Below are 325 nucleotides of genomic sequence, written 5' to 3'. Positions count from 1 at the left end.
GTCGCAGCTCTTAATACCCATGGCGGCCTCATCGTCGGGAGGCCCCTCGTATAGCAGCTCACAACGGTACTTCTGTGCAGTGACGGGGGATGGTAAGTGGATGGTGATCATCTGCAGGAGGGCGTCCCCTGCAGGCAGCCAGCGGCGCATCACAGCCTTGAGCAATGGCTTGCCCTCCTTGTCTTTGTCCTCGCTGTCCAGCTTGATGTCCAGCTTCTCGATCAGCTTGGCTGTCTCCTCCTTCCTGAAGTTCATGATGGCGTCGAACACCTTGAAGATGGGGTCCAGGATGAGCTGGCAGAAGGTGCGGGGAAGTTTTTTCCCA

General features: G+C 57.5%; 1 protein-coding gene. It reads right to left on the bottom strand.

What is annotated here, in order from left to right:
• Positions 1-325 (bottom strand): hypothetical protein (locus RWK90_RS17305; protein WP_314038868.1); only part of this gene is annotated, 325 nt, incomplete at both ends.

The organism is Dietzia sp. CH92, from assembly GCF_032248695.1.
GTDB lineage: Bacteria > Actinomycetota > Actinomycetes > Mycobacteriales > Mycobacteriaceae > Dietzia.
This window is presented reverse-complemented; position numbering and strand designations above follow the sequence as displayed.